Raw genomic sequence first — 24873 nt, 5'->3', positions numbered from 1 at the left:
TGTCAGGCTTCGCCGACCGGCGCACCGAGGCCTTCGGCGCGTAGCGGCTCCCGATGTGTGACGTCTGATGTTTCGGCTTTGTTCCGGGACGCTGCCACGGCAACCGGACCTGCGCCCGCCAGACCACACGCGGCTGCCGCCACCGCGACCGCCGCCGACAGCGGAGCGACCTGATGGCGTGCCCCTGCGACGACCAACAGGGCCGCGTCGGCCGCGTCGACGAGCATTCCCGCCCACAACCAGGTCCGAATCTGTTCGGGTTCTCCTCGGGTGGACGCCGTGAGCAACCCGGCGCCGAGGGCCAGATCACGGACGGCCGCCACTCGTGTTATCCATGCCGTCCGTTCGGCGGTTACCCGGTCTATCCCAGCGATTCGCGCGAATCCGGCCGGACGTGTCAGCAAGCCGACACCGATCGCGCACCGTGTGACGCCAAGCAGCGCCACACGCGGACTGTGCGTGGCGGGAATCGGCGTCACGGCGATCGTTCTTCTACGTAGTGTGAGCACGATCTCGTTACCCGCCTTGTCGTCGTGGGAACGTCGAACAGGGTCTGTGCGTTGGTGATTCTGAGTTCCTCACTGGTACCGACGCTCGGGAGGGTTTTTTATGGGCGAGCGCATCCTGCGAGGCAGCCGGCTAGGTGCGGTGTCCTACGAGACGGATCGCAGCACTGAACTCGCGCCACGCCAGACCGCGTCCTACGACTGCCCGAACGGCCACCAGTTCACCATGCCCTTCGCCGCCGAGGCCGAGGTCCCGGCGGTCTGGGAGTGCCGTGTCTGTGGTGCCGGGTCGGTCATCGTCAACGGCGAGGTCCCGGAGCCGAAGAAGAGCAAGCCCCCGCGCACCCATTGGGACATGCTCATGGAGCGGCGTACCACCGACGACCTCGAAGAGGTCTTGGCCGAGCGACTTGCCGTTCTGCGGGGCACCGGTCAGGACCGCCGCTCCGCCTGACGCGACCTTCGCGGCGGCGGCAGCAGCAGTCGACAGATGATGTGGCCGACCGGGTCCTCCGGCCGGCCACACCCATGTTCGCCCTGTTCGCAGGGGGCCTGTTCACGAGGACACGGCTTACGAGGACACGGCCTACCAGGACACGGCTCACGGAGACACGCCCGTCGTTGAGCGGTCGGAGTGGTCCGCGCCGTCTGCGCGCGCAGCGGGAACGTAGCCGGTATCCGCACTGGCCAAGCGGTGGCGCTCGCCGGGCGCGGCCGGCCGGCCGTGACGGGTCGTCAGAGCCCACCAGGTTACCCGCCACAGGGCTTCCGTCACGATCGCGCGGTTCATCTTCGATCGTCCGTGTTCGCGTTCGACAAAAGTGATCGGAACCTCCAGAATCCGGAACCCCGATCGCCAGGCCTGCCAGGTGAGGTCTACCTGGAAACAGTACCCCTGTGATGCCACCTGTCCAAGATCGCGGCTTTGCAGAACCGGTGCCCGGTACGCCCGGAAGCCGGCGGTCGCGTCCGCCAGCGGCATGCCGAGGACGGCCCGCACGTAGACGTTGGCTCCGCGTGAGAGCAGCAGGCGTGAACGCGGCCAGTTGCGTACCTCTCCCCCGGTGACCCACCGGGAACCGATCACCAGATCGGCGTCTCGCAGGGCGGCGAGCAGCCGCGGGAGTTCCTCGGGCTGATGGGAGCCGTCAGCGTCCATTTCGACCAGGACGTCGTAGCCGTGGCGCAGGCCCCAGTCGAAACCGGCCACATAGGCTGCGCCGAGGCCGTTCTTGGCGTCGCGGTGGAGCACGTGAACGCGCGGATCGGCCGCTGCGATCCCATCGGCGATCTCCCCGGTGCCGTCGGGACTCGCGTCGTCGATGATCAGAAGGTCCACCTCCGGGTTGGCCGCGCGGAGCCGCATGACCGTGTTGTGAAGGCTCTCCCGCTCGTTGTAGGTCGGAACACACACGAGAACGCGCTCGTCGTCCACGCGTCTCCTTTCGGTGTCGCCAGCGGTGTCGGTGTCGCCAGCGGTGTCGCCAGCGGCGTCGGCATCATCAGCAGTGTCGGTGTCGCCGTCTGGGCCCCCCTGCCCACGGGAAGGCTGCCCTGCCCGCAGGCCGAACGCTACAGCGAGTAGTCCAAAAATCACCAGCAGCATCTCCGGGGCGACGCCGACGCGGTCGGCGAGCGTTCGGCTCGTGCGCAGCGGGAGCGAGGCGGTCAGGACGGCGGTCTCGTACAGGCCGGACTCTGCGACGATCCGGCCGTCAGGTGCGATGATCGCGCTCTGACCGCTGGTGGACACTTGGACGGCGGCTCGCCCGTGTTCCACCGCTCGTAGTCGTGTCATCGCCAGCTGTTGCTCGCTTTCGCCTTTGCGCCCGAACGAGGCGTTGTTGGTCTGTACCACCAGTAGTCGCGCACCCGTGTTGACGGCATCGCGGACAAGACCGTCATAGGCCACTTCGAAGCAGATGACGTCGCCGATCGTGACTCCGCCGATGGTGACCGTTCCGACGCCGTTGCCGTGCACGAAGTCGTTGGGCATTTCGGTGGCGAACCGTTTGACGAGCTTTTCCAGGACGGTCCGGCCCGGCAGATACTCCGCGAACGGCACCGGATGCTGTTTGACGTATATCTGGCCGGTCCAGCCGTCGGCGTCCCACCCCAGACCCGCGTTGCGCACCTTTCCCCTCCCCGGCCCGTCGAGGACCGCGCCGACGAGGATGGGAGCGCCCACTGCCCGGGCCGCACGGTCGAGCATGGCGGCGGCGCGGGCGTCCGCGAACGGGTCGACGTCGGAGGCGTTCTCCGGCCACAGGACGAGGTTCGGACGCGGGGTGCGCCCGGCCGTGACATCCGCCCCGAGGCGTTCGGTCGCTGCCACGTGGTTGGCGGTGACCTGGAACATGCGTCCGAGTGCGTCCAGGCCACCGGACCGCGGGACGTTGCCCTGGACGGCCGCGACCTGTGCCGTGCCGACCTGTGCGGCGCTGGGCAGCGGTACGGCGAGCCCGAGCAGCGCCACGGCTACGGCGGCGCCCAGCAGGCCAAGGGGCGCGCGACGATCGTCAGATCGCGCGCCCGCAGGCCGCAGTCCCCGGAGCAGCAGGCCAAGGGGCGCGGTGGTGGCCCGCCGTCCCGCCTGGACGCGCCTGGCAGCCACCATGGATGTGCCGAGCGGGCCCAGGGCGAGAACGGCGGCGGCCAGCAGCGCCCCGCAGCCGGCAACGGCGGCGGTCACCAGCGGGGAGCCGCCGAGCGCCGCCAGGGGTGTCAGTGGTGTATCCCCCTGGCTGAAGGCCAGCTTTCCCCACGGGAACCCGCCGAACGGTGCGCGTCCACGCAGCGCTTCCTGGCCGACCCACACCGCGGCGACCCACAACGGCCAGCCACGCACGCGAGTGACCAGCGTCGTCGCGGGCGCCACCAACGCGAGCAGGGCGGCTTCGCCGACCGAGAGCACGACCCAGCCGTCAACCCCGACGAAGATGACAAACCGCAGCATCGACAGCATGAAAGCGAGGCCGAACAGCATGCCCAGACCGGCCGAGCGCGCCAGCGGCATGCCGCGTACCAGCAGGGTGATGGCGGCTACCGCGACCGGCGCCAGCGGCCAGAGCCCCACCGGGGGGAATGCGAGGTACAGCGCGATTCCGGCCGCGACGGCGAGCGCCGGCCGGGTCAGGCGGCGGGCCCGGGCGCTGGCCGTACGCATCAGCGGTGAGCCTTCGCCGGTGCGACCCGCGGTCGGCATGTCCTGGGCTGTCACAGTCCCAGTGTCGGTCACCGCTGCGCCGGGGATCGACCGGGTCGGCGGATTGCCCACCCGCGATCGTGTCAGCCGGTCCCGGTCCCTGGATGGGCGGTGCCCGCGCGTTGGGGAGCCGGTTGTCCGGGGTCGGTCCCGCGGTGACCTACGGCATCCCGGCGGTCGGCAAGTGGCAACAGCGCCACGCCGATGATGATCAGAGTGAGGGATCCGATTTTGATCCAGTTTGCGGTTTCCGTACCTATGACAATGCCGATGACGGCGACCGACGCGGTGCCAAGTGCGCCGAAAGCCGCATAGGAAATACTCGGGCCCAACCCGGTGAGCGCGATCGCGAACAGGTAGGTGGTCAGGAGAAATCCGACCACGGCAAGCATCGAGGGCATCAGGTTGCGGAATCCGTGGGACGCGGCCAGCGCATAGGTGGCTGCCACGTCACAGGCTATCGCGGCCAATAGAGCCAGCCAGGTCATCGGCGTCCTCCGGGTATGGTCGGGCTTTTTCTTGTGGCGGGCGCCGCGGCGGCGGGCGGGGGCGCCACGGGTCGCGCTGGAGTGGGTGGTGCCACCGCAGGTGATGTCCGTGATGGTCATGACTGCTCCTGGGTCACGCGAGGTGATCGAGCATTCGGGCCGGCGGAATCCCGTACCCGCAGAACCTCGGGTACCCGCAGAACTACGGGTACCCGCAATCCCGGGTATCGGGAATCCGGCGTCCTGCGGATCGGATCCGGCTGGAACAGGCACCGACGCTACTACGCACAGCATGCAAACATGTGCTCTACGTGTCTTCACCTCTCATGCGCCGCCGCCGTGGCCGGATTGAGGTAAGTAGCCAGGCGTTGCGGATAGTGGGCAAACAGCGGTCAACGAAGGCCCGGTTATCGCGCTGAGTAGTTAATTAGTTGTGGAGTTGTTCTGTCTGCGATGAGGACGACCGTGTCCAGACCGCGACACGCCCAGGTCGCCAACAGCACCAGCGCAACCGCCGTTCGCAGCGGAGAGGTCGCCGACCTGGGGAAACAGGAAATAGACGCAGATGGAACGCCCGGTTGACACCAGCGGAGTCAGGGCGGGTACGGTCCATGTCGTCCACTCGTGAGGCGGCTGCGTCAGCGCCTTCCCTGTCGGCAGACCGGCCGGTGGTCGTCGGGCGCAGGTGCGTCCGACGACCACCCGGTACCAGGCCCGGTCGGCGGTGGGGTCGGACAGGAAGTTCGTCACCGCCGGCGAAGGGGGAGCTGGAAGGCAGCCCGAAGGGTCCCGGTCGTCCCCTAGACAACGATCCCCTGCCCGCATCCGGCGCGCCGGGGATCGGTCCGAAGGACGGTCCGGGGCTCTTCGAAGTCCCTGCTGCCGAAGTCCTTACTGTCGGCGCCCGGGTTGTCGGCTTGCGATCATCCGGGTGGGGCCATCCCGGTTCCGGGTGAGGTCACCCCGTCCGGGCCAACAGATCGTGGACGACCGTGCCGCGCACGACCGTGCGCAGACATGTCGGGTCCGGGCCGTCAAGGTCGGGGAGCCCCGTTATGCCCGCTCGTGGATCGGTCGACCATGCCGTGACCCGGTCGTCGGGCACCTGGACGACCAGCTCCCCCGCTACCTGCCACACGGCGAACGTCGCCGGCGCGCCGGGCGTGAGAACCCCGCTGCCGTCACCGTCCGCGCGGGCCGCTCGCCAGCCGCCTCTCGTCGCGGCCGAGAAGGCCGCCCGGGCGCTGAGCGCGGAGGCCGGCGTGTGGTGTGCGACCGCGGCGCGCACACCACCCCACGGGTCCAGCGGGGTCACCGGAGCATCCGAGGACAGCGCCAGGACGACCCCGGCGGCGGCCATCGCCGCCAACGGGTTCATCGCCCGGGCGCGGTCGGCTCCCAGCCGCCGTGTGTACATCCCGTCCGGACCCCCCCAACAGGCGTCGAACGCGGGCTGCACGCCGGCTACCAGGCCGAGGCGGGCCATCCGGGCGATCTGGGTGACGTCGGCCATCTCGCAGTGTTCGACGCGGTGGCGTGCGGCCAGGACCAGGGACAACCCGACCTTGTCGGCCGCTCGTTCACAACCGTCCAGGACGATGTCGAGGGCCGCGTCGCCGATGGCGTGGAAGCCGGCCTGCAGACCCGCCTCACTGGCCCGGACCACCACCTCGTACACCGCGTCCGCATCCAGCTGCGCCACGCCGTGGTCGCCGGGTGCGTCGGTGTATGCGACCCGCAACGCCGCGGTGTGTGATCCCAGCGAGCCGTCGACGAACAGGTCGCCGCCGAGCCCGACCCCGAGCGCCACCGCGGTTTCGACGTCCCCGGCCCAGTATCCGTAGATGGCGGGGCCCGCCTCGGCGGACGCGAGCGCGAGCAGGTCGCTCAGGTCGTCGGCGCTGGAGACCTCCGGCCCCGCCATCTCGTGCAACGCCGCGATGCCCAGCGCGGCGGCGTGGGCGCGCACGCGCCGCTGGGCGGCCCGCCGCTGCCGGGCGGACACGCTGTCGTACGCGGCGCTGCGGGCAACGTGGTGGGCTTCGCCCTGGCAGTGGCCATCGCCGAGCCATCCCGACATGCCGGCGGCGCCACAGCGGTCCGCCAGCGCTGAGGACACGACGGCGCGGTGACCATCGATGCGGGCGAGGTAGACCGACACTCCTGCGGCCGCCCGGTCGAGCTCGGCGGCGCTGGGCGGGCGGTCTTCCGGCCAGGCCGTGTCATCCCAGCCGGTGCCGAGCACCGTGGTCGCGGGATGCCGCCTGACGTGGTCGGCGAGTTGGTCCAGCGCAGCCGCCAGGGATCGCGCTGAGCTCAGGTCGAGACCGTCGAGCGCGAGTCCGGTCGCGGTCATGTGCACGTGGGCGTCCACGAATGCGGGGGTGACCAGGGCATCGTCGAGCTCCACGATCTCCTCGACGGTCTCGTCGAGGGTCATCGCCTCGGCGGCCGCGGCCGAGCCGACCCAGGCAACCACGTCGTGGTCGACCAGCATCGCGGTCGCGAACGGCGCGGCCGGGCTGTGCACCCGGCCACCGCGATAGAGGACGCGGTTACCGGCCGGTCGCGGCCCCCCGACTGCACCTGGGTTCGACGACATGTCGGTCACGGATGCCAGTCTGCCCGCTGTGAACCCGTTGTGGTCGCCTGCGACCTGTGAGGCCGTGGGTCGGGGGCCACTCTCGCGGCCTTTGGCCGGGTGTTACAGCGCGGGTGGCCGGGCCTCGTACGGGGTGGACAGGACGACCATGGTGCGGGTGGAGACGTTCGCCGCGGCGCGGATCTCCTGCAGCAGGCCCTCAAGGTTGCCCGGACCAGCGACCCGGACCTTGAGCAGATAGCTCTCCTCGCCGGCCACGCTGTGGCATGCCTCGATCGCGTCCAGGCGGCGCAGGCGGTCGGGCGCGTCGTCCGGCTGGCTCGGGTCGATCGGTTTGATGGAGATGAATGCGGTGAGCGGGAGCCCGACCTGGGAGGTGTCGATCAGGGCCGCGTAAGAGGTGATCACGCCCCGTTGCTCAAGCCGTCGCACTCGCTGGTGAACCGCGGACACGGACAGACCGGTGGCCCGGCCCAGATCGGTGTAGCTCATCCGACCGTCCCGGCACAGCAGACGGACGATCTCGCGGTCAAGGTCTTCCAACACGATCAGGAGCGTACGCAGCTCACCGATGATCGACGCGCCGCGCCCTCGTCCTCCCCCGATCCGTGGCCGGCCGTTGGACGTCGCGGGGTCCGTGGAACGAACCTCGTGCGATGTCCAACGGTAGGTAGTACGTGACCATCGGTGTTGCCTGGTTGGATGCAACTACCTGGGCACGAGGCGGCTTCGGCCCTGGACACCGACGTCCCTTACTGTGGCCCACCGGTGTTCATTACGGAAGAGGTGAGGCGTGGGGCTGGCCGAGCGGCTCGCGGGCAAGCGTGTCCTCGTCACGGGAGCGACCGGTTTCGTGGGCGAGGCACTGCTGGAACGGCTGCTTTCCGATCTGCCCGACACCCGGGTGGTCGTCCTCATCCGTCCCCGCGCAGGCAGAAGTGGGCAGGCCCGCCTGCGGAGTCTCGTGGCCAAGCCGGCCTTTGCCGCATGGCGCGAGCGCCTGGGTGCCGACGGCGTCGAGCAGGTGCTACGCGACCGGATCACGGTCCTTGAAGGCGATCTCGAACGGATCCCGGCCATTCCGGCGGATGTCGACGTCGTCGTCCACTGTGCCGGCGAGGTGTCGTTCGACCCGCCGATCGACACGGGTTTCGCCATGAACCTCGGGGGCGTCCAGGAGCTGCTGCGGGCCATTGGAGACAGCGGTGCCAGACCTCATCTGGTGCACATCTCCACGGCATACGTGGCCGGGCTGCGATCGGGGCATGTGGCTGAGGGCCGCCTCGTGCACAACGTCGACTGGCGGGCCGAGCAGGCCGCCGCGCAGCGAGCCCGGCTCGCGGCCGAGGACGCCTCGCGGACCCCGGCGGAGCTGCGCCGGTTCCGGGCCGAGGCCGAGGCCGAACACATCCGGGCCGGCGCGCAGACGGTCTCCCGGGAAGCCGAACGCCGCCGCCGCAGGTGGGTGGAGCGCCGGCTCGTCGACGCGGGCGGCGAGCGGGCCCGGGTTCTGGGCTGGACGGACTGCTACACGTTCACCAAGGCCCTCGCCGAGCGTTATCTGGAAGCCGAACGTGCCGGTCTGCCGCTGACCATCATGCGTCCGTCCATCATCGAGAGCGCGTTGGCCCGCCCGTTCCCGGGCTGGATCGAGGGCTTCAAGATGGCCGAGCCGCTGATCCTCGCCTACGGCCGTGGGGAGCTGCCGGATTTCCCCGCCTCTCCGGACGGGATCATCGACATCATCCCCGTCGATCTGGTCGTCAATGCGATCTTGGCTGCGACCGCGGCGACGCCGCCGGCATCGACCCCGGCTTATTACACCGTGTGTTCGGGTTTTCGCAATCCGCTGTTGTTTCGTGACCTTTACGAGAATGTCCGCGAATACTTCGGGCGCCACCCGTTGACCAAGCCCGGTCGTGGCGCCATCGCCGCCGCCGACTGGCGTTTCGCCGGGGCTGCCACGGTCGAGAGCCAACTGCGGCGCGGCGAGCGTTTCGCGGAGATCGCGGGAAAGGCGCTCGGGTACGCTCCGCGCTCGGACCGGGTCCGTCAGGCCGCCCGGGACCTGGAGCAGCTCGATGAGCGGCTGGCGTTCCTGCGGCGCTACCAGGACCTCTACCGTTCCTATACCAAGGCGGAGCTGGTCTACGTCGACGACGCGACCCGCGCGCTGGCCCAGAGCCTCGACCCGGGCGACGCCGAACAGTTCGGCTTCGATCCGGCCTGCTACGACTGGCGCACCTACCTACAAGAGATCCACTTTCCGAGCGTCACCTCGACTTTCCGCGGTCCGGAAAAGCCCGCGGCCGCGGCCCGGCGGGCGTCGCACGCCCTCGTCGGCGGCCCGGACACGCTCGCGGTGTTCGATCTGGACGGGACGCTGGTGTCCTCGACCGTGGTCGAGTCGTATCTGTGGCTGCGCCTGACCGACCAGAGCCTCGCGGCGCGCGGACGCGAACTCGCCCAGCTCGCCCGCGCGCTGCCCGGATATGTGCGGGCTGAGCGGCGCGACCGGGGACATCTCATCCGGGCGGTGTACACGCGCTATGCCGGCGCAGACCCCGACGAGCTCGCCCGCCTCGTCGACGAGGTCGCCGGTGACATCCTGCTGCGTCGGGTGAAGGCGGGAGCGATCCGCCGGATCCGCGAGCACCGGGACGCCGGGCACCGGACCGTCCTGCTGACCGGCGCGGTCGAGGTCCTCACCCGTCCGCTGGCACCGCTGTTCGACGAGGTCGTCGCCACCCGGCTCGCAGTCGGGACGGACGGGCGCGCCACCGGCCGTCTGGTCTCGGCACCGCTGGTCGGTGACTCCCGGGCCGCCTGGCTGGACCACTATGCCAAGCGAGTGGGAGCGGATCTGTCGGCATCCTGGGCATATGCGGACAGCCAGTCGGACCTGCCGATGTTGCGTGCCGTCGGCAACCCGGTCGCGGTCAATCCGGACCTGCCGCTGTACCGGGTGGCCCGCCGATCCGGCTGGCCGATCGAGGAGTGGGCCTCGACCCGTGGCGAACCACGTGCAGTGGTCGGCAGCCGGCGTGAGCGCAACGCTCATGCTGGCGCAGCTCATGCCGGCGCAGCTCATGCCGGCGTCGGCGGCTCGTCCGCGGGCGGCCCGGTTCGCGTCCGCACATCACGGCTGGGAGCCGACCGGTGAGCCGCGCGTTGGAGCTGTACCGTTCCATGCCCCGCTACCTGGCCACCCGGGCGGTGTCGGGTCGGCTGCCCGCCCTGGCCGGCGCCGCGGCCGCGACGACGGCGCCGCTGCGGTTGACCGACGGGCCCGTCCCGGCCCTGCCGGGCGAGGGATGGGTCACGATCCGTCCACGGCTGTCGGGGATCTGCGGTTCGGACCTAGCCACCGTCACCGGCCAGTCGTCGTTCTACTTCACGTCCCTGGTGTCCATGCCCTTCGTCCCCGGGCATGAGATCGTGGCCGACACCCAGACGGATGTGACCCTTGAGGACGGCACCGAGTTGCCGGCTGGCAGCAGGGTGGTACTCGACCCGGTCCTGGGCTGCGCGGCCCGGGGCGTCGCGGCCTGTGCCGGCTGCGCCGCCGGACACACCAGCCGCTGCGATCGGGTCACCTCCGGTCACCTGTCCCCCGGGCTGCAGACCGGCTCCTGCGCGCAGACCGGCGGCGGGTGGAGCCGGGCGCTGGTCGCCCACCGTTCGCAGCTGTACCCGGTGCCGGCGGACCTGCCCGACGAGCGGGCGGTACTGGTCGAGCCGCTTGCGTGCGCCGTGCACACCGCGCTGCGGGCCCGGGTCGCCGACGGCGATCGGGTTCTGATCATCGGCGCCGGTTCGGTGGGGTTGTTGACCTTGCTGGCGCTGCGCGCCTACACCAGGGCCGGCCTGATCACGGTCGTGGCCAAGCACCGTCATCAGGTGGAGCTGGCGCGGCGGTTCGGAGCGGATGAGATTCTGCCCCCTGCGTCCGCGGTCGGCGGCGTGCGTCGCGGTACCCGTGCGCTCAAACTGGAGCCGGACGTCGGGCCGCCGTATCTGCTCGGCGGTGTGGACGTCGCGATCGACTGCGCCGGCAGCGCTTCGTCGCTGTCGACGGCGCTGCGCGTCACCCGTGCCGGTGGGCGGGTGGTGCTGTCGGGGGTTCCCACCGGTTCGGTCGATCTGACCCCGCTGTGGTTCCGGGAACTGGAGCTGGTGGGTACCTACGCCTCCAGCGTCGGTCGACCCCGGCCCGCGGACGGACCCGCGCAACGACCGGAGGACCCGGCGTCGGATCGTCCGGACTTCGTCCGGGCACTGGAGCTCGCGGCAACTGCCCCGCTGGACGGGGTTGTGTCGGCGACCTACCCGTTGGACCGTTGGCGGGACGCGTTGGACCACGCGCTCGGCGCAGGGCGTCTCGGCGCGGTCAAGGTCGCCTTCGACCTGACGGCGGCGTGATGGGGCGCGGTGTGATGGGGCAAGGGTGAGATCTGTTCACTGGGACGTTCACTACGACGTTCACTGGATGGCGGCTGGCGACGGCAGTGTCGCCCGGCCGCAACCGCGTGTTAGGGGATCGCACAGGTGAGACCGGGGTTCGTGCTCGAGGTCGATGAGCGGACTCCTCCGCTTCTCGTACACCAGGGTGAGGGGTTCGGGCTGGAACGCTTCCCGCTCGGCACCCGGGTGCTCTACCCGCCGGAGTCGCTGCCGGAGCTGGCCGACGTGGACGCGGCGATCAGCCGGGCGTTGGCCGAGCCCGAGAACAGCGAGCCGCTGCGGGCGTTGCTTCGGCCGGGGATGCGTCTGACGATCGCCTTCGACGACCTGTCGCTCCCGCTGCCGCCGATGCGCCGGCCCGACATCCGCCAGCGGGTGATCGAGCAGGTGCTGACGATCGCGGCGCAGGTCGGTGTGGACGACGTGGTACTCATCGTGGCGAACGCACTGCATCGCCGGATGACCGCCGCCGAGATCGAACGGGCCGTCGGGGAGCGGGTGTTCCGCTCGTTCTGGCCGAACAACCTCTACAACCACGACGCCGAGGACAGGGACAACCTGACCCACATCGGCCTGACCGAGAACGGCGAGGACGTCGAGATCAACCGGCGGGCCGCCGAGTCCGACCTGCTGGTCTACGTCAACATCAACATGGTGGCGATGGACGGTGGCCACAAGTCGGTGCCGATCGGGCTCGCGTCCTACAACAGCCTGCGCCACCATCACAACAGTCATACAATGGTGCACTCGCGTTCGTTCATGGACCACACCCGCTCCGCCATGCATTCCTCGGCATGGCGGATGGGTCGGATGCTGGCCGACCACCTGAAGATCTTCACGGTGGAGACGACCGTGAACAACGCGTCGTTCCCGTCCCGTTACGGCTTTCTGATGAAGCGGGAATGGGAATGGTCCGTGCGCGACCAGGCGATGGCGTTCGGAATGTCGCGGGGGCTCGCGGCCATGCCGGTGCGCTCCCGCCGCAAGCTCTTCCACGATCTCGTGGCCGACTACGGGGTGACCGGCGTGCACGCCGGCGAGACCGAGGCCGTGCATGCCAAGACGATCGCGAATGTGCACCGCCAGCAGCTCGTCGAGGTCAACGGGCAGAGCGACGTGCTGGTCGTGGGCCTGCCCTATCTGGGGCCGTACAACGTGAACTCGGTGATGAACCCGATCCTCGCGATGTGCCTCGGGCTCGGTTATTTCTTCAACATGTACCGGGGACAACCGCTGGTCCGGCGCGGCGGAGCGATGATTCTCTACCATCCGGTGACGCCGGAGTTCTCCCAGCTGCACCATCCGTCGTATGTGGACTTCTTCGAGGAGGTTCTCGCCGAGTCCACCGACCCGGCGACCATTGAGGCCACCTTCGAGAAACAGTACGCGACCGACCCCTGGTATACCCACCTGTACCGCACATCGCACGCTTACCACGGCGTGCATCCGTTCTACATGTGGTACTGGGGTGCGCACGCCATGGACCACCTGGAGGATGTTGTGTGGGTCGGCGGTGACCGGGCCGCCTGCGCGCGGATGGGTTTCCGGGCCGCCTCCACCTTGGCGGACGCCTTGGAGATGGTGTCGGGCACGGTGGGCCGCGATCCATCCATGACGTATCTGCACTCTCCACCGCACGTCATCGCGGACGTGCGGTGATGGCGTCCCGCCCGGCCCGCCCAGTCGGGGTCGGTCTGCGCGAGGTGGCCCGTGGCTGGCGCTGGGGTGCCCGGCCGCCGGTACCGCGCTCCGCCGAGCCGCACCAGCTGCCGGCGGTGGCCAGGGAGTTCCCGACGGCGTGGGCGCGCACGCCGGCGATGAGGGCGGCCCGCATCGCGGCCCTCGAGGCCGGGATGAGACCACTCCTGGACGCGAATCTATCGCTGTCGGTGACAGGACTGGACGCCCTGGACGAGCTGCGGACCCCCGCGGTCTTCGTCTCGAACCACTCAAGCCATCTGGACGCTCCGCTGCTGTTGTGCACACTGCCGAGGAAGCTGCGGGACCACACGGCCGTGGCCGCGGCCGCCGACTACTTCTTCGGCAGTTGGTGGCGGGGCCTGGGTACGGCTTTCCTGTTCGCGACCGTGCCGATCGAGCGCCGCGGGGGTGCCGCCTCGACAGCGCCCGCGGACCTGCTCGCGGACGGCTGGAATCTGGTGATCTTCCCGGAGGGGACGAGGTCGAAGGACGGCCAGCTCGCCCGCTTCCGGTTCGGTGCGGCCCATCTGGCGATCACCTGTGGGGTTCCGGTGGTACCGGTCGCGATTCGCGGCAGCTTCGCCGCGATGCCGCGTGGCCGTGGCTGGACCCGCCCGGGCAGGCCGGGGGTATCGGTCCGCTTCGGTCGGCCGATGTACCCGACAACCGATCCGGCAACCGAGGACCTCCGCACCTTCACCGGCAGGATCTTCGCCGAGGTCTCCCGGCTGCTGGCCGAGGACACGACCTCGTGGTGGGAATCGCTGCATGCGGCGCCCGCCGGCGCTCCGCCTCCCCGGTCCGCGCGCACAGCCCACTGGCGCCGGGTCTGGGCGTCGACAGAACCGGTCGGACACAGCCGGACGATCTCTCCCTGGGACCGGCCCGGCCTGCCATCCCAGCACTCCGGCGGATCGTGAGAAGAATCACAGTGGCCTCACATTGTGGATAACCCTGTAGACAGTGCGGTGCGTATCTCCCGATAGCCTGGGGATCTCCTGTGGGGAGAGACGCACCCGCCTGTGGCAGGCGATGTCAAGAGTTGATTCCAGATCCCTCAGGCCCGTCACTGGGTTCATGGACCTGCGCAATCGGCCCCGCCGCTCCAGCCAGAAGCAGCACTCGAGCCACCAACAGCACCCCTCGAACCCGGGCGTCGACGCCTTCCGGGCGAACCGGCCTACCGGTCTGCCCCCGAGCGTCGCCCGGGTGGCCGACCGCACCCGCCTGTCGGCCGAACTACTCGCGGCCATCCTCGAGGTGGCGGACCGTACCCGGGTGTCCCTGGACGACATCGAGCTCGCGGACGCGCTCGCCGACCGGCTGCTGGCCCGCCGCCGCGACCGGCTGCGCCTCGCGGCCTCGGCCTGAGCCACCGTGTGCACCAACCGCAGCGCCCGTGGACTGCGGCTGGCTCAGTGCCACCGGATGCGGGATCAAACAGAGACGACCTCGTCCTCCGTCAGCTGCGCCCCCTTCGGCCCCGCCGCCTCGGGCTTCGACTCTGCGGGAGTGCGCAGCACCACTGCTGCGACAACGATGGCGCCGATGACGAAGCACGCTCCGACGCGAAAGGCGAGCTGATAACCGTCAGTCAGGGCCGAGGCGGCGCCGGTACCGTCGTCGATCAAGCCCTTGGTGTGCGAAGCCGCCAAGGTACTGAGAACCGCGAGGCCAAGCGCGCTGCCAATCTGCTGCATGGTGTTAAACATCCCGGAGGCGAGACCGGAGTCCTCAGGAGTCGCGCCCGACATCGCAAGTCCTGCCAGCGAGGGCATCGACAGGCCGAAACCGATACCGAGCGGCACAGTCGCGGGGAAGACGTCTACGAAGTAGCTGCCGTCCACCGGGACCCGGCTGAGCAGGCCGAGGCCCACGGTGATGAGGGCAAGCCCCGGGAGCAGCACCGTACGGGCACCGAAGCGTGCGATCAGGCGGGGGGCGAAGACCAGCGAGAGCAGGCCGATCAACACTGCTACCGGGACGACCCCGAGACCGCTTTCCACCTCGTTGAAGCCGAGTACTTTCTGCATGTACAGCACAACGAGGAACTGGAAGCTGAACATGCCGGAGATCATGAGAGCCTGCGTGACCATAGCTCCGGAGACATTGCGCAGGCGGAACATGCGCAGAGGCATGAGAGAGTTCACCCCTTTGGCCTGCCTGGTGACAAACGCCGCGAGTAGCACGAGCGCGCCGGCGCCGAAGCCGATGGTGTGCGCAGAACCCCACCGGTAGTTCGTCGTCTCGACGATCGTGTAGACGGTAAGCATCAGCGCGGCCGTGACGAGGACGGCACCAGCGATGTCGGTCCCCTCACCGAGGCCCAGGCCCCGCTCGGAGCTGAGCTTTCGGACGGCCAGGACCACGACTGCAATGCCGATCGGGACGTTGATGAAGAAGATCCAGTGCCAGTTGATGGCCTGGGTCAGAACGCCGCCCGCGATGAGGCCGATCGCGCCGCCGGCTGCCTGGACGAAGCTGTAGACACCGATGGCCTGGGCCATCTCCTTCCGTTCGGAGAACATAGTCACGATCATGGCGAGGGTCACAGAGGATGCCGCCGCTCCGCCGACGCCTTGGACGAAGCGCGAGATGAGGAGCATCTCCTGGTTCTGGGCGAGGCCGCACAGCAGCGATGCCGCGGTGAACACGACCAGGCCGATGGTGAAGATCCGATTGCGGCCCAGCAGGTCACCGACACGCCCGGAGAGGAGCAGCAGACCTCCGAAAGGAATCAGGTAGGCGTTGACCACCCATGCGAGGCTTGACTGGGAGAATCCAAGGCTGTCTTGGATGGACGGTAGCGCCACGCTCACGACGGTCCCGTCCAGGATCACCATCAGCTGACCAGCGCAGAGAATGGCCAGCGCCAACCAGCGTGACGTCTGCGCCGATGCAACGGTCTCAGGTGGCATGTAGCGTCCCCTTCAAGAGTGCACTCCCTGTTACGGTTCCCATCATGTGTAACCATGGGCTCCAGAGGAAGGAGGCACTTTTATGTCCCAGAGTCACATCGGTGTGTCGGACGAGAACCCTGCCTGCCCGGTGAGCGAGGTCCTCGACCACGTGTCGGGCAAGTGGAGCATCGGGATCCTCGTCGCTGCCGCAAAGGGGCCGGTCCGGTTCAGCGAGTTGGAGCGCACCATCGAGGGCATCAGCCGCCGCATGCTCACCCTGACTCTGCGCAAGCTGGAGCGCGAAGGTCTACTCGTGCGGACGGTCTATCCGACCGTTCCGCCCAGGGTCGAGTACACGTGTACGGAAATGGCCATTGAACTGCACGATTGTCTCTCGGTCCTGGTGGGCTGGGCCAAGCGTCACAGCTCCGACATCGCCAAGGCCCATGCCGCCTATGACGCGGCGCACAGGGCGGAGCCGATGGCGTCCGTACCCGCCTGAGGCCCTGAGCGGGGTGGGACAGCGCCGGCGGTCAGGCGGCGCGGGCGGGCCGGGCGGGAGCCGATGGGTGGCCTCGAACAGGGCCAGCCAGGGATGCTCGGCGTGCCAACCCGCGGGCAGATGCAGCGTGATCTGTCCGCGGCCGTGGCGGGCGAGACGCCCCGGCACGTTGATCAGATGCGCTCGATCGACGTAGCCGAGATCCTTGCTGAGCACGAAAGCGGTCCGGTAGGCGCCAACCAAGGCGGCAAGCGCCGTGCGGATATCGCTGCCTGAGCCAGTCGCGTGCACGTGCAACTCCTGGATAAGGTCCGGCAGGAGTGGCGCGTAGCTCGCGTGCGCGGCTGCTTCCCGCGCTGTTTCGACGTCGTCAGCAGCGAGGCTGCGTGCCGCTCAGTCAGACAACCGCGCCGCCCAAAACCGAGCGACCCTGGCACGCAGTTACGCCACGTGGCGCCTGACCTGGCTGCCACCAGCAAGGCGCGCGTGAGCCCGTCGTCTGTCGCACACTTTCTCTACGGTGTTTTCTAGTGATGATCACGAACAGGTGAGGGTCTGCTCCGGGGTGTCCAGCCAGAACGCCTGACCGCTCTTGGCGACTGTCAGACCGAAACGTTCATGGGTGGGCTGCCCAGTGGCTATCCACCAGTCATAGGCCGCTTCCAGCTCATCCCACAGATGCCGAGGCCCATATTGCGTCACCTCATGGTTTCCTGTGCCTGCCGTCAGCGAAGCCCACGACTGTGACGGGGTGTGGGAAAGAAGAAGCGTCTTCGCGGGACCACCTTCCTCGATTTCTCCCGTGGTGCAGCCAGGAAGCCACAGTCCCACCACAAACCCGGCGGTACTGTCCCGAAACGGCGCATTCAGATAGCGGCCAGACGTTCTCACGTTCGCGTCGTCTTCGCCGATCCACCACAGGTGCGGGTCGGGTCTCTGGTTACGCAGCCGCATGAAACCAGCCGTGTCATAGAACCTGCCCCAGGCCGTTCCGTCACTCTCGACCTGTAGCACCGCCAACGCACCATCAAAGATGCCTGCGAACGGCAACACGATCCGCCCGCGCGCCCGGGTCTGCTCCACCCAGGCGTGCGGCACGACAGACACCGATGCCGTAGCTATCAGCCGGTCATACGGTGCACGCTCTACCCAGCCTTCCGCACCATCACCCGTGATCACGGTGACTGCATGGCCCGCCCTAGCGAGCGCTGAGCGTGCACGCTCAGCAATCACCGGGTCCACCTCCACGCTTGTCACCGCACCAGCATGAGTCCGTGCCGCGAGCAACGCCGCGTTGTAACCCGTGCCCGTACCAATCTCCAGCACGCTCATCCCCGGACCTACATCGAGAAGATCCAGCATCCGATCGACAACCCACGGTGCACTGCACGAACTGGTCGGGACGATCCCTTTTCCGTCGAACCTGTCCGACCCGTCATCAACCTGGATCGTGACCGCCTGATCGCTTCGGCATACCTCCAACCACCGGAGCGGGTCCTCCGTCCGGCGCAGCGGGACCAGGAAGAACCCGTCATCCCCGGTGACCCACACCTCATCCGGGATGAAGTCCTCCCGTTTCACCGGCCGGCCGCTCATGCTTTTCCACTGCCCTGACACATCCCGCAGGTCTTCGTCTCCGTCTTCCCATCGTTTGTGACCACCACGGTCTGTGGCTGGCTCAGTGCCACGCCGCACGGGCGAGCGCCATCCCGATGACGGCGGCGCCGACGGAGGCCAGCACGCTGAACACGATGTTCGCCACGGCGAGCAGCCGGGCACCGTCCTGCGCGAGCCGTAACGTCTCGTAGGAGAACGTCGAGTAGGTGCTCAACGCCCCGCACAGCCCGGTACCGACCAGCAGCGCCACCCGGGATGACGCCGCCCCCGCGCTCACCGCCCCGGTGACCACACCGAGGACACCACTGGCGATCACGTTCACGGTGAACGTCCCCCACGGGAACACCGTGTCGTGGCGGGTCTGCACCGCCCGGTCGGTCAGGTAGCGCACCGGCGCGCCGACCATCGCACCCAGGATCACCAGCAGCCAGCTCACCGGCCCGCCTTGCGGCCTACATAGCGGATGACCTCGACCTCGTCCAGCATCACCAGACCCTCGGCGACGAGTTCGTCGAGCTGTGGCAGGAAACCGCGTACCCGCGCCTCGTCATCGATAATGATCACTGCTACGGGCAGGTCCTGGCTCATCGACAGCAGCCGTGCGGTGTGCACGATCGAGGAGGCGCCAAACCCCTCCACCCCCCGGAACACGCTTGCGCCGGCCAGTCCGGCCGCATGTGCACGGTGCACGATCTCGGTGTACAGCGGCCGGTGATGCCACCTGTCGCTCTCCCCCACGAACACCGTCAACCGCAGTGCTCGCCCGGCCAGCCTCATCGCGTTCACCGTGCCATCAGCGATCGTAGCGTCGCGCTCGACGCCCAGACCGCGCCGAGCGCGCTCACCATGGTCAGCGCGAGATACGCCAACGCGATACCAGCGTGTCCGCCGGTCACGAGCCGTTCGGCGTCGACCGCATACGTGGAGAACGTCGTGAACCCGCCCAGGACGCCGGTGCCGACGAACGGCCGTACCAGCGGATGCGCCGTACGTACCTCGGTGATCACTACCATCAGCACGCCGATCAACGCGCAGCCGGCGGTGTTCACCGTCAGCATGGCCCACGGGAACCCGCCGGGCGGGGTGGGCCAGCGCAGCATCACGCCGTAACGGGTGCACGCCCCCAGCGCACCACCGACAGCGATCACCGCTAGCAGCGGCGCAGGGGCCGCGGGCCGGCGCTGCGCGGGGATGTGCAGATCGACATCGGGATCGGTCGGCTCGCCGACCATGCGCACCCTCCCTACCTGCGCGACAACGGCAGTAGCCAGCATGACTGACTACCTGGCGCGGTCAGGTCGGCCGGGGGGCGTAGGCGTAGTGCGTCCTACCGTGCGGGGTGACGCAGTGTGGGTCGGGTTGTCCGGGTGCGCGCTGGGTGTCGGTGGCCAGGTGGTCGACCTGGAGGGTGGTGTGGTCGATGTGATGATCATCGCGCAGCCAGGTGTCCAGGTCGCGGCGGACGGCGTGGCAGTCGGCGTCGGGGTGCACCAGGACGTGCGCGGACAGCGCGGGTTCGCTGGAGGTGATCTGCCAGATGTGGAGGTCGTGGACTTCGCTGACACCGGGCCGGCGGGCCATCGCGGCACCGATGCCGTCCGGGTCGAGCCCGTCCGGCGCAGCCTCGAGGAAGATCCGTCCGGAGGCGCGCAGCAGGCCGACACCGGCTTTCATCATGAGGATGACGACGACGACCGAGGCGATGGAGTCGGCCCGGTTCCATCCGGTGATGATTATGATCACGCCCGCTATCACGGTCGCGACGAACGCATAGAGATCGGTGAGGATGTGCTGGAAGGTGCCTTCGACGTTCAGGCTTGCCCGGTTGGCTCGACTGATCGCCGCGGTTGCGGCAATGTTGACGGCCACCCCGACCAGCGCGGTGCTCAGGACGAGCCCACCGGCCACCGGGCCCGGTGACACCAGCCGTGCGACCGCCTCGTAACCGAGCCAGCCGGCGAGCAGGAGCAGCGTGAGACCGTTGGCTTGAGCGGAGAGAATCTCCACCCGACGCAGGCCGAACGTGTAGGGGCCGCCGGCGGGCCGGGCCGCTATCCGCAGCGCCGCCAGCGCCAGCACGATCGACGCCGCGTCGGTGAGCATATGGGCTGCATCCGACAGCAGTGCCAGCGAGTGCGCGAGCAGGCCGACGACAACCTCGCCGACGAGGTAGACGCCGATGAGACCAAGAGCGATCGTCAACCAGCGTCGGTCGGCGTCCACTGTCACGCCGTGCGTATGACCTGCATGGCCATCCGTCGCGTGGCCGTCCTTCTCGTGGCCAGCCACCCCATGACCATCTGCCCCATGAGCATGACTTGTTCCGGGGTCACCCACCGCCGACCTTCCCTTCCCTCATTCTCCTTTCCACCATATCGCTCGTCCTCTCGCTGACGTATCGCTTTTCGAACGGGTGCCCAGTCGGTCGTTAACGGAAACGACTGTCGGCACCGAAGTCGGTTTCGTTCCCGTGAATTCCGCTCGCGATCTATTCGATCTTCTTGGTATCGATTCTCTGGTGCTCGATTCTTTGCTGTCGGACGCAATTGTGCGCCGACCCTCGGCGCCACCGAGCCGGCCGGCGGGTAGAGCGCAGCGGATGTGGATAACGTCGGTTTTTCCACAGTGCGTGGTCAAGTCTGGTGCGCAGCGTGTGGGAGGATCAGTCTGGCGTCATGGCTGAGAGGAGCCCATCATGGCGGTTATGGCGGTCGCGTACGAGGATCTTCCGATCCGTGCGGACGGGTTCACTGTCGATGATCTGGCGGAGTTGCCCGATGACGGGCGGCGGTACGAGCTGGTCGACGGGGTGTTGCTGGTGAGCCCCGCTCCCCGTTGGGAACACCAGGTCGGATGCGATGAGCTGACCGCGTTGCTGCGTGCAGCGTGTCCGCCCGAGCTTTACGTGTTCGGCTCGAGCCCGGATGTGCGCAGGGGGCAACGGACGAGTGTTCAGCCGGATGTGTGTGTGGTCGCCCGGGCGGATCTGGTCCGCGGGGAACGGTACCTGGCTGTGCCGCTGCTGGTCGTCGAGGTGCTCTCCCCCAGCAGCGTGGGCATCGACCGGCTGCTCAAACGCGACGTCTACGCCCGTCTCGGTGTCGGCCACTACTGGATCGTCGACCCGGACAAGCCCTCGATCACCACACTGAGCCTCGCCGACAGCGACTATGTCGAGACCGTGACCGTGCACGGCGAGGCGACCATGATCGTTACTGACCCGTTCCCGCTGACCGTCAGCCCGTCCCAGCTCGTCCTGCCCTGACAACCGAATGTGAGATTCGACGAGGACGGCCAGCCGTATCTTTGCCGATACTGCGTATTCCTTGAGGACCGTTGCCCGTGGGTCAGCGGTCGGGAGTCGCCAAGATTTTGAAAAGCATGGTGTTGACGTCGGTCAGGGTCTGGACGTCGACCCGTCGCAGGCACGCGGCCAGGTTCGCCTTGGCCACGAACGTGACCAGGCCCATCACAGCCCACCGCCCTTCGCCGAGGTCGATACAGAACCCCTCGTCGGTGGCATGCTCCACGACCAGGGCGACGAGCACGGTCGGCTCGCCGGCGATCTCGTTGTAGACCGTGGAGCTGATGACCAGCACCGTCTGCGGTACCGAACCGGTGCCCACGGTCCAGATTTCACCGCGCCGCGGTGGCCTCACCCGACGGTGTCGTCGGCGAGATTGGGCAGCCCCGCCGCGGCGAGAGCCCGCTGGTTGGCCTCACCGAAGGTGAGAGCTGCGCCGGCCACCGCCGGGTTGGCCTCCATCCAGGCCCCGTGCGCAGCGCAGCGCCGACGCATGTCCTCGGCGTCCAGGACGCCCTCGACCCAGGTGTTCATCGAGGTGTGCTCGGCCTCGGCGTAACGCTTGACCGCCTTGTACGCCTCGTCCGACAACCGGAGTGTGATCGTGCGTGTCATGCGCAATATGCTAGCTGAACATGACAGCAGTTCCTGCAGGCACAGCAGTTCCTGTAGGCAGCGTGGGATGCGTTCTCGGAGACGGGTCGTAGACCACGCTTGTCTGTTAAAGCGCCGAGATCCACTCCACCGGACGTCTGTGGATACGAGAAGGTTGTCCACAGGCGGTGGTCCGTTCTGGTGCGCAGCGTGTGGGCGGGTCAGTCTGGCGTCATGGCTGAGAGGAGCCCATCATGGCGGTTATGGCGGTCGCGTACGAGGATCTTCCGATCCGTGCGGACGGGTTCACTGTCGATGATCTGGCGGAGTTGCCCGATGACGGGCGGCGGTACGAGCTGGTCGACGGGGTGTTGCTGGTGAGCCCCGCTCCCCGTTGGGAACACCAGCGTGCGTGCCTGGAACTTGCGGTTGCGCTTCGGAATGCCTGTCCCGACGATCGGGTGGTTTTCGCACCCACTCCGGATGTGCGCAGGGGGCAACGGACGAGTGTTCAGCCGGATGTGTGTGTGGTCGCCCGGGCGGATCTGGTCCGCGGGGAACGGTACCTGGCTGTGCCGCTGCTGGTCGTCGAGGTGCTCTCCCCCAGCAGCGTGGGCATCGACCGGCTGCTCAAACGCGACGTCTACGCCCGTCTCGGTGTCAGCCACTACTGGATCGTCGACGCCGACAAGCCCTCGATCACCACGCTGAGGCTCCGCGACGGCGAATACGCCGAAGTCGCGACCGAGTACGGCGAGGCGATCCTGACCATTACCGACCCGTTCCCGCTGACCGTCAGCCCGTCCCAGCTCGTTCTCAGGTGATGGGCGCCGGGTGCGGGTGATGGCCGTGACCATGGTGCTGATGGTGACCGGACGGGTGTGTCGGGTCGTCGGGGTGGTCGTGCGGGGTCTGCGGCGCGCCGACCCGATGTTCGAAACCGGGCAGCGCCACCCGGTACAGGCAGGTGTCGCAGTTCATCCGGATGTCGCCGTCGAGCGCCTCGTGAAAGCGTTCGAGCACCAGGTCGACCAGGCCGTCGTGATCACCGAGCAGGCCCGCGCAGCGCAGGTCGACGGTGGGATTCTGCGCAGCCCAGCCGCGAGCCTGGGCGATCACACGGTCCGGGAGCACGCCGGTGAACAGGAAGTACGGCGCTACCACGATCTGGGACGCGCCGAGGCGGGCGCAGCGGTCGAGGCCGGCCGGAACCCCCGGTTCGGCCAGGCTGATGAACGCAGGTTCCACGCCGGCGAAGCCACGTCCCTCCCACAGCAGCCGGGCGACCTTGGCGACCTCGGCGTTGGCATCGGGATCGGTGGATCCGCGGCTGACCAGCAGCACGGTTGTCTGCGCGCGGTCAGCGCGGGAGCAGACTGTCGCGATCCGCTCGTCGAGCGCCGCCAGCAGCGTCGGATGCGGGCCCAACGGCCGTCCGTAGGTGTAGTCAAAGCTGGGATGGCGGGCGCGTTCGCGGGCGAGCGCAGCCGGGATGTCACCCTTGGCGTGCCCGGCGGCCACCAATGTCAGCGGCACCACCGCGAGCCGGTGCTGCCCGGCGGCGACGAACCGGGCGACTACATCGGCCACCGGCGGGCGTGACAGCTCGATGAAGCCGCCGTCCACCGGCGTTCCACCGGCCCGGGTGCGGACCAGGTCGACGAAGGTCTGAAACTGCGACACCCCGCCAGCGCTGCGCGTCCCGTGCCCGACGATCAGCAGCGCCGGTTCCGGTCGGCCCGGTCGCGAGTCCCCATCCGTCACGACCGCAACTCCTTATACAACAGCGTGTCATACAACAGTGCGTTCAGCGCCGCGGCGGCGACTGCCGCCCCGCCCTTCTCCGACCGGTTGGAGATGGCTGGCAGACCGGCTGCGCGCAGCGCGTCCTTGGCCTCGACCGCTCCGACGAAACCGACGGGCAGGCCGATCACCAGCGCGGGCCGGGCAACGTCGGCCACCCTCAGCAGCCGTTCCAGGGCGGTCGGCGCGCATCCGATCACCCACACGGCGCCCGGCCCCACCTCGTCGAGGGCGAGTCCGACGGCCGCGGCGGACCGCGTGAGCCCGGCGCGGGCGGCGTCGCCGGCATTCACGTCACCGAGGCGGCACACAACGTTACCGGTGGTGATCCCCGCGGCCGTCATGCGTACGTCGACGACGATCGGTGCACCAGCGGCCAACGCGTCGACGGCGCCACACAGAGCAGCCTCGTCGCAGACCAGGTCGGTGGCGTAGGTGATGTCGGCGCTGGCATGGACGACCCGTTCGACGACCGCGCGGGTCCAGGGCGCCAACGCCGCGGTGTCCAGGCCGGTTGCGGCGAGGCGCGTCCGCGCGATGTCGTATGACCGCTGTTCGATCGGATGCGCCACCCGGTTCATCGTCCGACCGCCGGTGACTCCGCGTAGATCAGCGCCCCCGAAAGGATCACGGCGTCGATCGCGTCGACCGGGCAGATCTCCGCGCACTCTCCGCAGCCGGTACAGCGGTCGGTGAGGATGACCGGTGCCCGGCCACCGCCGGGACGCGTCGGCCCAGGGCGCACCGCGTGTTCGGGACAGGTGACCAGGCAGGCACCACATCCCGCGCATCCCTGCGCATCAATCCGGTAGATCAGCTCCATCGGTAGCCCCTCGGCGTGACGATGCGACCCGCGACGACACGGGTCTGGGTGCTGCCAACCACGACCGTCGTGGTCATGCCGACACGATCCAGACCGTTGGCCGTGGCACTGCTGGTCGTGGCGTCGGCCAGGTCCGCGATGGTGGTGAGGCTGATCTGCTGACCGGGGCGGAAGGCCTCGGTGACGATCCCGACCGGAGTCGAGGGCGGCCGGTGGGCGGCCAGCAGCTCCAGTGCGCGCGGCAGCTGCCAGGTCCGGGTCCGGCTCCGCGGATTGTAGAAGGCGACGACGAGATCGGCTTCGGCTGCCGCGGTGACCCGCCGTTCGATCACATCCCACGGTGTGTGCAGATCCGACAGGCTGA

General features: G+C 68.6%; 26 protein-coding genes and 1 pseudogene. 10 read left to right on the top strand and 17 right to left on the bottom strand.

Annotation, left to right across the window (positions count from 1 at the left end; translation table 11 throughout):
- Positions 1–2: 2 nt before the first annotated feature.
- Positions 3–446 carry a DUF4267 domain-containing protein gene (locus tag U9977_RS04030; protein WP_322747805.1) on the bottom strand — a complete coding sequence of 148 codons (444 nt, stop codon included), beginning with the start codon at positions 444–446 and terminating at the stop codon, positions 3–5.
- A 163-nt stretch (positions 447–609) separates the two neighbouring features.
- Between U9977_RS04030 and U9977_RS04025 the strand changes: the two genes are divergently transcribed.
- The gene (locus tag U9977_RS04025; protein WP_239310521.1) at positions 610–960 is read left to right on the top strand and encodes an RNA polymerase-binding protein RbpA; all 351 of its coding nucleotides are present in this window, start codon (positions 610–612) and stop codon (positions 958–960) included.
- Between the two features lie 147 nt (positions 961–1107).
- Here the strand turns inward: U9977_RS04025 and lnt are convergent, their stop codons facing one another.
- From lnt to U9977_RS04005, 4 genes are all read right to left on the bottom strand, one after another.
- Positions 1108–3726: an apolipoprotein N-acyltransferase gene (gene lnt, locus U9977_RS04020; protein ID WP_322747795.1), complete on the bottom strand. Its 2619-nt coding sequence runs from the start codon at positions 3724–3726 to the stop codon at positions 1108–1110.
- 68 nt (positions 3727–3794) lie between these two features.
- Positions 3795–4319 (bottom strand): multidrug efflux SMR transporter, encoded by a 525-nt coding sequence (locus U9977_RS04015; protein ID WP_322747794.1) that lies wholly within the window; start codon positions 4317–4319, stop codon positions 3795–3797.
- A gap of 838 nt (positions 4320–5157) precedes the next feature.
- Positions 5158–6801 carry an amidohydrolase gene (locus tag U9977_RS04010; protein ID WP_322747804.1) on the bottom strand — a complete coding sequence of 548 codons (1644 nt, stop codon included), beginning with the start codon at positions 6799–6801 and terminating at the stop codon, positions 5158–5160.
- Between the two features lie 102 nt (positions 6802–6903).
- On the bottom strand, positions 6904–7344 hold the full coding sequence (locus U9977_RS04005) for an Lrp/AsnC family transcriptional regulator (RefSeq protein ID WP_322747803.1): 441 nt from the start codon (positions 7342–7344) through the stop codon (positions 6904–6906).
- A gap of 250 nt (positions 7345–7594) precedes the next feature.
- On the opposite strand from U9977_RS04005, the gene U9977_RS04000 reads away from it, so the two are divergent.
- From U9977_RS04000 to U9977_RS03980, 5 genes are all read left to right on the top strand, one after another.
- The gene (locus U9977_RS04000) at positions 7595–9964 is read left to right on the top strand and encodes an HAD-IB family hydrolase (RefSeq protein ID WP_322747793.1); all 2370 of its coding nucleotides are present in this window, start codon (positions 7595–7597) and stop codon (positions 9962–9964) included.
- Positions 9961–11223: a zinc-dependent alcohol dehydrogenase gene (locus U9977_RS03995; RefSeq protein ID WP_322747792.1), complete on the top strand. Its 1263-nt coding sequence runs from the start codon at positions 9961–9963 to the stop codon at positions 11221–11223. The genes U9977_RS04000 and U9977_RS03995 overlap by 4 nt, the downstream gene beginning before the upstream one ends.
- A gap of 141 nt (positions 11224–11364) precedes the next feature.
- On the top strand, positions 11365–12924 hold the full coding sequence (locus U9977_RS03990; protein WP_416210168.1) for a lactate racemase domain-containing protein: 1560 nt from the start codon (positions 11365–11367) through the stop codon (positions 12922–12924).
- Positions 12924–13886, top strand: a complete 963-nt coding sequence (locus U9977_RS03985) for a lysophospholipid acyltransferase family protein (RefSeq protein ID WP_322747790.1) — start codon at positions 12924–12926, stop codon at positions 13884–13886. Before U9977_RS03990 ends, U9977_RS03985 begins: the two co-directional genes overlap by 1 nt.
- A gap of 157 nt (positions 13887–14043) precedes the next feature.
- Complete coding sequence (locus U9977_RS03980; RefSeq protein WP_322747789.1) at positions 14044–14337, top strand: hypothetical protein; 294 nt, start codon at positions 14044–14046, stop codon at positions 14335–14337.
- A 65-nt stretch (positions 14338–14402) separates the two neighbouring features.
- Here the strand turns inward: U9977_RS03980 and U9977_RS03975 are convergent, their stop codons facing one another.
- Positions 14403–15884, bottom strand: coding sequence for an MFS transporter (locus U9977_RS03975; protein WP_322747788.1), 1482 nt, complete (start codon positions 15882–15884; stop codon positions 14403–14405).
- A gap of 82 nt (positions 15885–15966) precedes the next feature.
- Here U9977_RS03975 and U9977_RS03970 point away from each other — a divergent pair, with 82 nt between their 5' ends.
- On the top strand, positions 15967–16368 hold the full coding sequence (locus tag U9977_RS03970) for a helix-turn-helix domain-containing protein (RefSeq protein ID WP_322747787.1): 402 nt from the start codon (positions 15967–15969) through the stop codon (positions 16366–16368).
- A 63-nt stretch (positions 16369–16431) separates the two neighbouring features.
- Positions 16432–16644 (top strand): hypothetical protein, encoded by a 213-nt coding sequence (locus tag U9977_RS03965; protein ID WP_322747786.1) that lies wholly within the window; start codon positions 16432–16434, stop codon positions 16642–16644.
- Between the two features lie 261 nt (positions 16645–16905).
- On the opposite strand, the gene U9977_RS03960 is transcribed toward U9977_RS03965, so the two are convergent.
- The 5 genes from U9977_RS03960 to U9977_RS03940 form a co-directional block, all read right to left on the bottom strand.
- Positions 16906–17964 carry a methyltransferase domain-containing protein gene (locus tag U9977_RS03960; RefSeq protein ID WP_322747785.1) on the bottom strand — a complete coding sequence of 353 codons (1059 nt, stop codon included), beginning with the start codon at positions 17962–17964 and terminating at the stop codon, positions 16906–16908.
- Between the two features lie 82 nt (positions 17965–18046).
- Complete coding sequence (gene crcB / locus U9977_RS03955) at positions 18047–18421, bottom strand: fluoride efflux transporter CrcB (RefSeq protein ID WP_322747784.1); 375 nt, start codon at positions 18419–18421, stop codon at positions 18047–18049.
- Positions 18418–18762, bottom strand: coding sequence for a DUF190 domain-containing protein (locus tag U9977_RS03950; RefSeq protein WP_322747783.1), 345 nt, complete (start codon positions 18760–18762; stop codon positions 18418–18420). Before U9977_RS03950 ends, crcB begins: the two co-directional genes overlap by 4 nt.
- Before the next feature lie 5 nt (positions 18763–18767).
- Positions 18768–19259 (bottom strand): CrcB family protein, encoded by a 492-nt coding sequence (locus tag U9977_RS03945; protein ID WP_322747782.1) that lies wholly within the window; start codon positions 19257–19259, stop codon positions 18768–18770.
- A gap of 19 nt (positions 19260–19278) precedes the next feature.
- Complete coding sequence (locus tag U9977_RS03940; RefSeq protein ID WP_322747781.1) at positions 19279–20274, bottom strand: cation diffusion facilitator family transporter; 996 nt, start codon at positions 20272–20274, stop codon at positions 19279–19281.
- Positions 20275–20680: 406 nt separating this feature from the next.
- Here U9977_RS03940 and U9977_RS03935 point away from each other — a divergent pair, with 406 nt between their 5' ends.
- Positions 20681–21250 carry a Uma2 family endonuclease gene (locus U9977_RS03935; RefSeq protein WP_322747780.1) on the top strand — a complete coding sequence of 190 codons (570 nt, stop codon included), beginning with the start codon at positions 20681–20683 and terminating at the stop codon, positions 21248–21250.
- Positions 21251–21332: 82 nt separating this feature from the next.
- Here U9977_RS03935 and U9977_RS03930 read toward each other — a convergent pair whose 3' ends face one another.
- Both U9977_RS03930 and U9977_RS03925 read right to left on the bottom strand, forming a co-directional pair.
- Positions 21333–21644 (bottom strand): type II toxin-antitoxin system PemK/MazF family toxin, encoded by a 312-nt coding sequence (locus U9977_RS03930; protein ID WP_322747779.1) that lies wholly within the window; start codon positions 21642–21644, stop codon positions 21333–21335.
- Positions 21641–21904, bottom strand: a complete 264-nt coding sequence (locus tag U9977_RS03925; RefSeq protein WP_322747778.1) for a toxin-antitoxin system HicB family antitoxin — start codon at positions 21902–21904, stop codon at positions 21641–21643. Before U9977_RS03925 ends, U9977_RS03930 begins: the two co-directional genes overlap by 4 nt.
- Positions 21905–22137: 233 nt before the next feature.
- On the opposite strand from U9977_RS03925, the gene U9977_RS03920 reads away from it, so the two are divergent.
- Positions 22138–22707 carry a Uma2 family endonuclease gene (locus U9977_RS03920; RefSeq protein WP_322747777.1) on the top strand — a complete coding sequence of 190 codons (570 nt, stop codon included), beginning with the start codon at positions 22138–22140 and terminating at the stop codon, positions 22705–22707.
- Here the strand turns inward: U9977_RS03920 and U9977_RS03915 are convergent.
- The 4 genes and pseudogenes from U9977_RS03915 to U9977_RS03900 form a co-directional block, all read right to left on the bottom strand.
- Positions 22700–23647 (bottom strand): sirohydrochlorin chelatase, encoded by a 948-nt coding sequence (locus U9977_RS03915; protein WP_322747776.1) that lies wholly within the window; start codon positions 23645–23647, stop codon positions 22700–22702. The genes U9977_RS03920 and U9977_RS03915 overlap by 8 nt on opposite strands.
- Complete coding sequence (locus tag U9977_RS03910; protein ID WP_416210465.1) at positions 23644–24267, bottom strand: precorrin-8X methylmutase; 624 nt, start codon at positions 24265–24267, stop codon at positions 23644–23646. Before U9977_RS03910 ends, U9977_RS03915 begins: the two co-directional genes overlap by 4 nt.
- On the bottom strand, positions 24264–24509 hold the full coding sequence (locus U9977_RS03905) for an ATP-binding protein (protein ID WP_322747774.1): 246 nt from the start codon (positions 24507–24509) through the stop codon (positions 24264–24266). The genes U9977_RS03910 and U9977_RS03905 overlap by 4 nt, the downstream gene beginning before the upstream one ends.
- Positions 24500–24873, bottom strand: a pseudogene (locus U9977_RS03900) (precorrin-3B C(17)-methyltransferase); the annotation flags it as partial. The pseudogene U9977_RS03900 and the gene U9977_RS03905, both read right to left, overlap by 10 nt.

The organism is Protofrankia sp. Cas8 (assembly GCF_963555845.1).
Classification (GTDB): Bacteria; Actinomycetota; Actinomycetes; order Frankiales; family Frankiaceae; genus Protofrankia.
This window is presented reverse-complemented; position numbering and strand designations above follow the sequence as displayed.

Excerpts from the sequence above, each read along its gene's own strand:
- U9977_RS04025 (WP_239310521.1), top strand. The coding sequence starts at position 610 with ATGGGCGAGCGCATCCTGCGAGGCAGCCGGCTAGGTGCGGTGTCCTAC.
- U9977_RS04015 (WP_322747794.1), bottom strand. The coding sequence starts at position 4,319 with ATGACCATCACGGACATCACCTGCGGTGGCACCACCCACTCCAGCGCG.
- U9977_RS04010 (WP_322747804.1), bottom strand. The coding sequence starts at position 6,801 with ATGTCGTCGAACCCAGGTGCAGTCGGGGGGCCGCGACCGGCCGGTAAC.
- U9977_RS03985 (WP_322747790.1), top strand. The coding sequence starts at position 12,924 with ATGGCGTCCCGCCCGGCCCGCCCAGTCGGGGTCGGTCTGCGCGAGGTG.
- U9977_RS03980 (WP_322747789.1), top strand. The coding sequence starts at position 14,044 with ATGGACCTGCGCAATCGGCCCCGCCGCTCCAGCCAGAAGCAGCACTCG.
- U9977_RS03975 (WP_322747788.1), bottom strand. The coding sequence starts at position 15,884 with ATGCCACCTGAGACCGTTGCATCGGCGCAGACGTCACGCTGGTTGGCG.
- U9977_RS03970 (WP_322747787.1), top strand. The coding sequence starts at position 15,967 with ATGTCCCAGAGTCACATCGGTGTGTCGGACGAGAACCCTGCCTGCCCG.
- U9977_RS03965 (WP_322747786.1), top strand. The coding sequence starts at position 16,432 with ATGGGTGGCCTCGAACAGGGCCAGCCAGGGATGCTCGGCGTGCCAACC.
- U9977_RS03960 (WP_322747785.1), bottom strand. The coding sequence starts at position 17,964 with ATGAGCGGCCGGCCGGTGAAACGGGAGGACTTCATCCCGGATGAGGTG.
- U9977_RS03950 (WP_322747783.1), bottom strand. The coding sequence starts at position 18,762 with ATGAGGCTGGCCGGGCGAGCACTGCGGTTGACGGTGTTCGTGGGGGAG.
- U9977_RS03945 (WP_322747782.1), bottom strand. The coding sequence starts at position 19,259 with ATGCTGGCTACTGCCGTTGTCGCGCAGGTAGGGAGGGTGCGCATGGTC.
- U9977_RS03935 (WP_322747780.1), top strand. The coding sequence starts at position 20,681 with ATGGCGGTTATGGCGGTCGCGTACGAGGATCTTCCGATCCGTGCGGAC.
- U9977_RS03925 (WP_322747778.1), bottom strand. The coding sequence starts at position 21,904 with ATGACACGCACGATCACACTCCGGTTGTCGGACGAGGCGTACAAGGCG.
- U9977_RS03920 (WP_322747777.1), top strand. The coding sequence starts at position 22,138 with ATGGCGGTTATGGCGGTCGCGTACGAGGATCTTCCGATCCGTGCGGAC.
- U9977_RS03910 (WP_416210465.1), bottom strand. The coding sequence starts at position 24,267 with ATGAACCGGGTGGCGCATCCGATCGAACAGCGGTCATACGACATCGCG.
- U9977_RS03905 (WP_322747774.1), bottom strand. The coding sequence starts at position 24,509 with ATGGAGCTGATCTACCGGATTGATGCGCAGGGATGCGCGGGATGTGGT.